This is a genomic window from Achromobacter sp. DMS1 (assembly GCF_001270295.1).
In genome coordinates this window covers 1-7,160 of the sequence record NZ_LHSJ01000221.1, presented here as the reverse complement: position 1 = coordinate 7,160, position 7,160 = coordinate 1, and the positions used below count along the sequence as shown (strand labels likewise).

At 68.4% G+C, this 7,160-nt stretch carries 5 protein-coding genes and 3 pseudogenes; all 8 read right to left on the bottom strand.

Annotation, left to right across the window (positions count from 1 at the left end; translation table 11 throughout):
• Window positions 1-241 (bottom strand): annotated as a pseudogene (locus AD428_RS28405) (alanyl-tRNA editing protein); the annotation flags it as partial.
• Window positions 232-714: pseudogene (locus tag AD428_RS28400) on the bottom strand (DUF2169 domain-containing protein); the annotation flags it as partial. The pseudogenes AD428_RS28405 and AD428_RS28400, both read right to left, overlap by 10 nt.
• Before the next feature lie 87 nt (window positions 715-801).
• Window positions 802-1,188, bottom strand: a complete 387-nt coding sequence (locus AD428_RS20330; RefSeq protein ID WP_053244814.1) for a DUF4381 family protein — start codon at window positions 1,186-1,188, stop codon at window positions 802-804.
• A 60-nt stretch (window positions 1,189-1,248) separates the two neighbouring features.
• The gene (locus tag AD428_RS20325; protein WP_053244817.1) at window positions 1,249-3,612 is read right to left on the bottom strand and encodes a type VI secretion system Vgr family protein; all 2,364 of its coding nucleotides are present in this window, start codon (window positions 3,610-3,612) and stop codon (window positions 1,249-1,251) included.
• Between the two features lie 43 nt (window positions 3,613-3,655).
• Window positions 3,656-4,275 (bottom strand): annotated as a pseudogene (locus tag AD428_RS25565) (DUF3540 domain-containing protein).
• Window positions 4,276-4,310: 35 nt separating this feature from the next.
• The gene (gene tssF, locus AD428_RS20320) at window positions 4,311-6,209 is read right to left on the bottom strand and encodes a type VI secretion system baseplate subunit TssF (RefSeq protein ID WP_053244813.1); all 1,899 of its coding nucleotides are present in this window, start codon (window positions 6,207-6,209) and stop codon (window positions 4,311-4,313) included.
• Window positions 6,209-6,772, bottom strand: coding sequence for a type VI secretion system baseplate subunit TssE (gene tssE / locus AD428_RS20315; protein ID WP_082308318.1), 564 nt, complete (start codon window positions 6,770-6,772; stop codon window positions 6,209-6,211). The genes tssF and tssE overlap by 1 nt, the downstream gene beginning before the upstream one ends.
• 1 nt (window position 6,773) lies before the next feature.
• Window positions 6,774-7,160: type VI secretion system accessory protein TagJ (locus AD428_RS20310; protein ID WP_304438949.1), on the bottom strand; the 387-nt coding region annotated here is incomplete at its 5' end.

Below are 7,160 nucleotides of genomic sequence, written 5' to 3'. Positions count from 1 at the left end.
GCGCTCGCCCTCGACCTGGTGCAGGATGCGCTGGCGGTCGTCGGTGTCGACGGTGTCGGTCAGCGTCAGCACGGCGCCGTCGGCCAGGGTCAGGGTGCCGGTGTCGCCGGCCTGGCCGCCGCTGCGGGCATAGCCGACGGCGGCGTCAAGCTCGACTGCCGTCCGGGCCGGCGGCCAGGACGGTCGCCTCGCATTGCGCCAGATAGGCGTCGTCGTCGAACCATTTGCGGGTGCTGGGCATGCTTGTCTACTCTGGAAGGAAAGGAAGGTCCGGGCGGCGGGGCGCTGCGCGGGCGATTCCATGCGCTCCAGCGGCGCTTCGATGTTGGGCAGGGGCCGCAGGCTCATGCTGCCCAGCGTCTCCACCGCCGCGCCGCGGCCGGCCGGATTGCGCGGATCGCCCGGCCCCCCGAACGCGCGGCTCCAGTCCAGCGGCATCTCCTCGAAGGGCAGCGGCTCGGTGATGCGGCCGTCCAGCCAATAGCGGTCGCCGAAGACCAGCAAGGACTTGTCCACCGTATCGACCCGCATGCGCACGGCGCACGAGCGGTCCTGGCCCGAAGGCGCGGTATAGGCGCGCCCGTGCACGAAGACTTCGGCCTCGGCCTTGGGAATGCCCAGGTCCAGCGCGCCGTCGCCCTCTTCGGCGGCCGTGCGCCACAGGTCCTGCTCGGTGTAGAGGCGCGGCTCGTCCTCCAGGCCGGCCAGCGCCATGACGGCCACGCCCAGCCAGTCCTCCCCGCGCCACCGGTAGGGGCGAGAGAGCAGGCTGAGGCGGGACGGCTTCACGGTTTTCATGTCCTACTGCGTGCGCTGGTCCACCGCCACCGCGCGGGTACGCGGATCGACGCGCACGGCGATGACCTTGCCCTCGGCGAAATCCGGAATGCGCACCGGCGAGATGTTGGCGTTGATTTCCGTCTCGAACGCCTCGCCCGCCGCGGGCGTGACGCGCAGGCGCAGCTTCACCACGAAATAGGTGTAGGCCCCCAGCCGCTTGCCGGTATCCGTGGCCTCCAGCACCAGGGCCGAGGCCGGATCGCCGGTGCGCCGCACCTGCTCGACCTGCGCGGCCGCCTCCTGGCGGCGCTGGACCTGCTTGCGGATGAACCAGAGGGCCACGCAGGCCTCGATCACCACGAACAGACCCAGCCCGATCGCCCACCACGCCCAAGTTGGCAAATCCATATGCTTGAATATTCCTTTCTTCTGTGTTGGAGGTTGGTGGCCGTCCATGCGCTGCCGCGCTCAGATCAGCGTAAAAAGGCCGCAGAGGGCCGACTTCAAGCCGATGGCTTCGGTTTCCAGCCCCTTGTTCTTATAATCCGCCGCCGCCACCTTGTACGAAACGCCGGACACGTTGCTGCTGATCACCGAAACGGAAGCGGTGGAAAGCGCCATGGCCAGGTTGGAGCGCCACAGCGCGGCATTGAAGACGCCCATGGTGCTCTGCGCCACCGTCAGGGTCAGCCCGAAGGGCGTGGCCTTGAGCCAGCTCGACGTGGACAGGTCCTTGACCTTCTTGCCCTGCAGGACCACGTCGACGTCGCTGGTGATGTTGATGGTCTGCGGCGCGTGGATGTCCATGCCCGAGGTTTCGGAAGTCAGCTTGACGTGGCCGTTCACCGTTTCCTCCAGCGATCCGGCCGACACCTTGCGCACCGAGTCCCCGGTCGCCACGGTCAGGATGCTGCCGTCCTTGATGGTGACGTTCGAAGCCTTGTTCACCGTGCGCAGCTCGCCGCCGTTCAAGGTTTCGTTGAAAAGGCCCGTCACCGTGCGGGTCTCGGTATTGTGCAGCGTTTCCTTGAACGGTCCCGTGATGTCGCGAGTCTCGCCCACGGCCTTGACCGTGGTGGTCAGGCCCTGGCCGTAGATCTCGGTGTTCATGCCGTTCTGCACCTCGGTCTTGCGCGAGGCCTTGACGGTGTAGTTTTCATGCCCCGTGACCGTCACGTCGCGGGTCTGGCCCACCGTCAGCAGGTCGGCGCCGGTGACGTGGATGCTGCGGTTGCCGCCCACGGTGGTGGCGTCGTGCACGCCGATGGCGGTCGTGCGGTTGCCGTCCGTGGTGTGCGTTTCGTGCAGCTCGACCTCGGTGCGGTAGTTGCGTTCCGCGTGCAGCCAGATCTCTTCCTGGCCGGGCTTGTCCTCGAACATGAAGGCATTGGCCGTGCGCGGCGTGCCGTCCTTGGAGCGGCTCAGGAAACCGCTCTGCGTGGCGTTGTCCGGCAGGTTCCAGGGCGGCATGTTGCCCGCGTTGTAGACGCGGCCGATGATGATGGGCCGGTCGGGATGCCCGCCGATGAAGTCCACGATGACTTCGTCGCCCACGCGCGGAAGCTGGATGCCGCCGAAGCCCCCGCCCGCCCACGGGCTGGAAACGCGCACCCAGCAGGAGCTGTTTTCGTTCTTCTGCCCATAGCGGTCCCAGTGGAACTGCACCTTCACGCGGCCGTAGCTGTCGGTCCAGATTTCCTCGCCCTGCTTGCCCACCACCCTGGCGGTCTGCGGGCCGTGCGTGTGGGGCATGGGCGTGACGCGCGGCGCGCGGAACTGCACGTTGGACGGCAGCACCGTGAAGTCCACGTCGAACAGGCTGGCGCCGCCCGCGCCGCTCGCGTAGCCGCCCTCGCGGATGCGGTAGCGCGCGCCCACCACCAGGTATTCGCGGTTTTCGCTCTGGCGCGGGTGGTTGCGCAAGGTAAACAGATAGCCGGGCGCGGCGCCGCGCACATTGCAAGCGCCGCTGACCTGCTCCTGGCGGCATTGCAGGTCTTCCAGGCGCACGCGCGTATAGCGCTCGGCATCCGCCGCGCTGGTGTAGCCCCCCTGCCATTCGTAGACTTCCAGGTCGCCGTTGTCGTAGGCGCCCGGATTGTTGCGCCGGGCTTCCAGCATGGCGCCCGGGGTCTTGAAATGATAGTCGTTGGTGACGAAAGCGCCCGGCGTGATCTCCTCCGACACCTCCCAACTGGAGATGTACTCCTCCTGAGGCACCGCCGCGCGGTCCGGCCCGTAGTAGGGAATGGTCTCGTAGCCGGGCAGCGGATCGTGCTGCGTGACGTCATCGGTGAGCACCAGCGTGTGCTTGCCGTTCTCGTGCTTGAACCAGTAGTAGATGCCTTCGTGCTCCATCAGGCGGCTGATGAAGGCGAAGTCGGTTTCCTGGTACTGCACGCAGTATTCCCAGTTGCGGTAGTTGTCGGCCAGCTTGACCTCGACCGGAAACTTGTAGTCGGACAGCACCTCCTGGATCACGTCCGGGGCCGACTTGTTCTGGAAGATCTTGTTGTCCGACGTTTGCGTCAGGTACCAGAGCCACGGACGCAGGGTCGCGCGGTAGATATAGTGGCGGGCGGTCGCGCCCTCGCGCCCCACCAGCACGCAGCGCGTGACCTGCCCGTTCAGGTAGCGCGGCTTCGCGCCGGACGTCTCGATCTCCAGCGTGACGGATTTCCCCAGCAACTGCTTCATGTCCAGCGAATGCGAATCCGACACCAGCTCCACGTCGAACTCGAAAAGCTGCGACAGCGTCTCGTGCCCGTACATCCCGCGGAACTTCAACTGTTCCTCGGGCAGAGGGGTATAAGCCTTGACTACGCGTTCCATATCCCGTTTCCCTGATTGCTTGCCGCGCTCCCGCCGCGCCGCGTCATCCCATGTGGATCTGGCGAGCATCCACCTTGACCAGCTCTTCGCCCGTGACCACGCTGTATTTGCCGTGCACGCGCGCCGACTGCCGCGCTTCCACGTCCACGATGCCCGCGCGGTCTGGTCCATTTCGTCGGTCAGGCGCAGGGCGTTGCGCGTGAGCTGGACCAGCTTGTCGACCACCAGCTCGTACAGCCTGCCCGCCAGCCGCACCTGTCCCACCGTCAGGCGCGCGTCCTTGCCCCGGTAGCGCATTTCGTCGATGGCGCAGTCGGCCTCGCCGCCCTTGAGTTCGAGCCGCCCGGCTTCCATGCGCAGGCCCCGGCCCGCGCGCAGCGACACGTCCGCCGCTTCGATAAGCAGGGCGCCCGGCGCGCGCAGGCGGCTCAGCGCGGCGTCGGCCTGCTCGGTCACCGCGATCAGATAGACCCGCTGCGGATCGGGGCCGCTGATGAGCACCTGGTCCCCCACCGAGGGCGCCAGCAGGCAGCTTGCCGCGCGGCGGCAGCGCCATTCGCGGCCGTCGCACCAGACCACGCAGTCCTGCCCGTCCACCGCGCGCACCTCCCCGAGCAGGTGCACGGGTTCGTACCGGGGCTGGGCGAGTCGGGCGGCTTGCATGGGCAGATCTCCTGGTTGCGGGCGCGGAGCTGGCTTCAGCATACGGGCCGGCCTCCGTGCCTCGGTTTCCAGCGGGCGATCGCGCCGCGCTGCAGCGAATCGAGCGCCAGCTCGGTCATCATGTTGATCGATACGTGCCGCGCGAAATACCGCTCCAGCACCGCGCCGAAAAGAAAGGGGCTGATGCCCGAGAACGCCGTCTCGTCCAGCGTCAGCTCGATGCGCACGCCGCGCCCGTACACAATGGGGCCCGGCACCGGCAGGCGCTGGTGCATCGGCACCGCGCGCACGCGGTACAGGCCGGCGATCTGCCTGGCGACGACCGGATCGGACAGGTCGGCGTAGATCTTGAGCGTCTCGCGCAGGGTCTGCGCGCCCTGCTCGGCGTCCAGGTCGGTCAGGCTGAGATAGTTCAGGCCCAGGTGATTGATGAGCCGCCACGCGGCCGCCCCTTCGGCCAGCGCCGGACGCGGCGGCGAAGGGCCGCGCAGCACCTTGATGCGCGAGACGGGCGCCGACACGCGCAGGCTGAAATCCGATTCGCGGTCCAGCGGCATCAGCAGCGGCAGGTCGCGGTTGGTGCACAGCGTATCCAGCGACAGATAGCGCAGGTCGCCCGAAAACGGCGCCTCGCGCCGGTCCACCAGCGAGAGGAACAGCTCGCTGCCCACATAACCCGTGCGCGACCCCTGCCGCTGCGCGGTGTCCGACAGCAGCCTGGGCTCGCGCCGGGTGGCGTAGTATGCGCCGTACTCGTCCTCGTCGTCGCCCAGGGTGCCGTAGAAGGCGCGGAACTCGCGCTCCTCGCCGCCGGCGCGATGGCCCATCACGCGGGTGACGCCGAAGACCTCGTAATCCAGCGGACGGGTGCGGTCCACCACCAGGTGGTATTCGTGAGTGCGCGGCGTCACCGCCACGCGGTCGCTGCGTTTGGGAAACAGGTTGATCGCCGGCACGCAGTGCAGCGCCACGTTCGAGGTCTGCACCGTGCTTTCCAGGTCCGGCGCACCCTCGGAAAGCAGGATGGTGATGTCGAAGGCGCGCGTCTCCGGCGCCTTGCCGTCGCGGCCGGCGGTGCGCAGCCCCTGCCGGAGCCGGTTCAGGCTGAAGAACAGGAAGCGCTGCGGGAAGGCGAAATACTCCTGCATCAGCCGGTAGCCCTGGAAGGCGCGCGCCTGCGCCGGCAGCAGCGCCTGCGCGTCGTCGAAGCCTTCGTGGCGGATGACATCCGGCGGCAGCAGGTTCAGCCAGGCGGGCGGGCGCTGCGCCTCGTGGCACAGCACGCCCGCCGACTTGGTCAGGATCAGTTCCAGCAGCTGGTTCATGGCCACGTCCTGCCCGTTGAGGAAGAACGTGAGCTGGTCCACGTCCAGTTCCTCCAGCGACAGGCCGCCGCACACTTCCAGCCGCAGGCGCAACGCGGCGGCGACCTTGCCGGCGCGGCCGCCGAAGCCCAGCCGCGTAAGCGGCAGGTCGGGCGGCGTGGCGGTGAACTCGGCGCGCGCCACCTTCAGCGGCCACAGCGTCACGTCGTGGCCGGTGGAAAAGTCGCAGGGCGTCTGCTCGCCGCGCGTCAGGCGCGCGCGCAGCAGGGTGCCACGCGGCAGCCGGAAACCCTTGGCCAGGGTGCCCTCGTTCATGCTGGGCTCCAGCGCCACCACGGCCATGGCCGGCGTGGGCGCCAGGTAATGCGGATAGATCACTTCCAGCAGGCGCTGCGAAAAGCGCGGAAACTCCGCGTCCATCTTGAGCTGCACGCGCGCGCTCAGAAAGCTGAAGCCCTCCAGCAGCCGCTCCACGTAGGGGTCGGCCACCTCGGTTTCGCCCAGCCCGAGGCGCGAAGCCACCTTGGGATACTGGCGCGCGAACTCCGCGCCCATCTCGCGCATGTAGCCCAGCTCGCGGTTGTAGTACTCGAGCAGGCGCGTATCCATCAGGCGCCTCCCAGGTCGCGCAGGTCGATGTGCCCGCTCTCGAGGTCGATGTCCGACCGGAACAGGAATTCCAGCGGATGCGGCTCGCACCAGAGCAGGCCGCGTATCGACAGGCTGAGCACGTTGTAGTGCTCCAGCGTGCCGGTGTCGGTGACGCAGCGCACCTCGATGGTGTCGGGCAGGATGCGCGGCTCGAAGCGGATGATGGCGTCGCGGATGGAATCCTCCACGTCGACCCAGTCGATTTCCGACATGCGCTTGCCCGCCATGGCCCGCACGCCGTAATTCAGCGTCGAGCCGTGCACCCAGCGGTACGGCGAGATGTCGTCCGTGGTTTCCAGGTTGACGGTATTGAGCAGCCAGCGCAGGTCGCGCAGCACCGCCGCGCGCAGCTCCATGTGCGACATGACGGCGCGGCCCGGCGGCTCGGTGCGCTCGCCCGGGTTGTCGTCCATGAGCCGGTCGAGCAGCGCCGGCTGCAGCCGGTCCAGGGCCGCTCCGCGCGCCTGCCGGCGGGCCGCGGCCCGCCAAACGCGCATCGATTCGGCATCCTGCACCGCCATGTCAGTCCAGCTCCAGCGCGCGCACGTCCAGCAACGCGTATTCGCCCGCGTCGGTGAGCCACATCTTCTGGCCCGCGCCGCGGTAGGTTTCGCCGCCCAGGGGCAGCCATTCCGTGCGCCGCCCCAACCTCAGGGCCTCGTCCAGTTCCGACTGCGCGGCGCCGTCGGGCGCCGGATAGCGCGCGGGAATCAGGCAGGCCAGTTGGCGCCCGTCTTCGAAAACCGCCTCCGCCTGCGCCCAGATCAGGTCGGCCAGCCCTTCGGGCGGCAGGATGCGCAGGCTGCGCAACGCGGCAAACGGCGTCCAGCAATAGCGGCCGCCGGCAATCAGTTCGCACACCGGCCCCAGCCGGCTGTCGCCGTCGCACAGCCAGGCGAACGGTGCGCG

Bases quoted from the DNA above. Each gene is read 5' to 3' on its own strand.
- AD428_RS20330 (WP_053244814.1), bottom strand. From the start codon at position 1,188: ATGGATTTGCCAACTTGGGCGTGGTGGGCGATCGGGCTGGGTCTGTTC.
- AD428_RS20325 (WP_053244817.1), bottom strand. From the start codon at position 3,612: ATGGAACGCGTAGTCAAGGCTTATACCCCTCTGCCCGAGGAACAGTTG.
- tssF (WP_053244813.1), bottom strand. From the start codon at position 6,209: ATGGATACGCGCCTGCTCGAGTACTACAACCGCGAGCTGGGCTACATG.
- tssE (WP_082308318.1), bottom strand. From the start codon at position 6,772: ATGGCGGTGCAGGATGCCGAATCGATGCGCGTTTGGCGGGCCGCGGCC.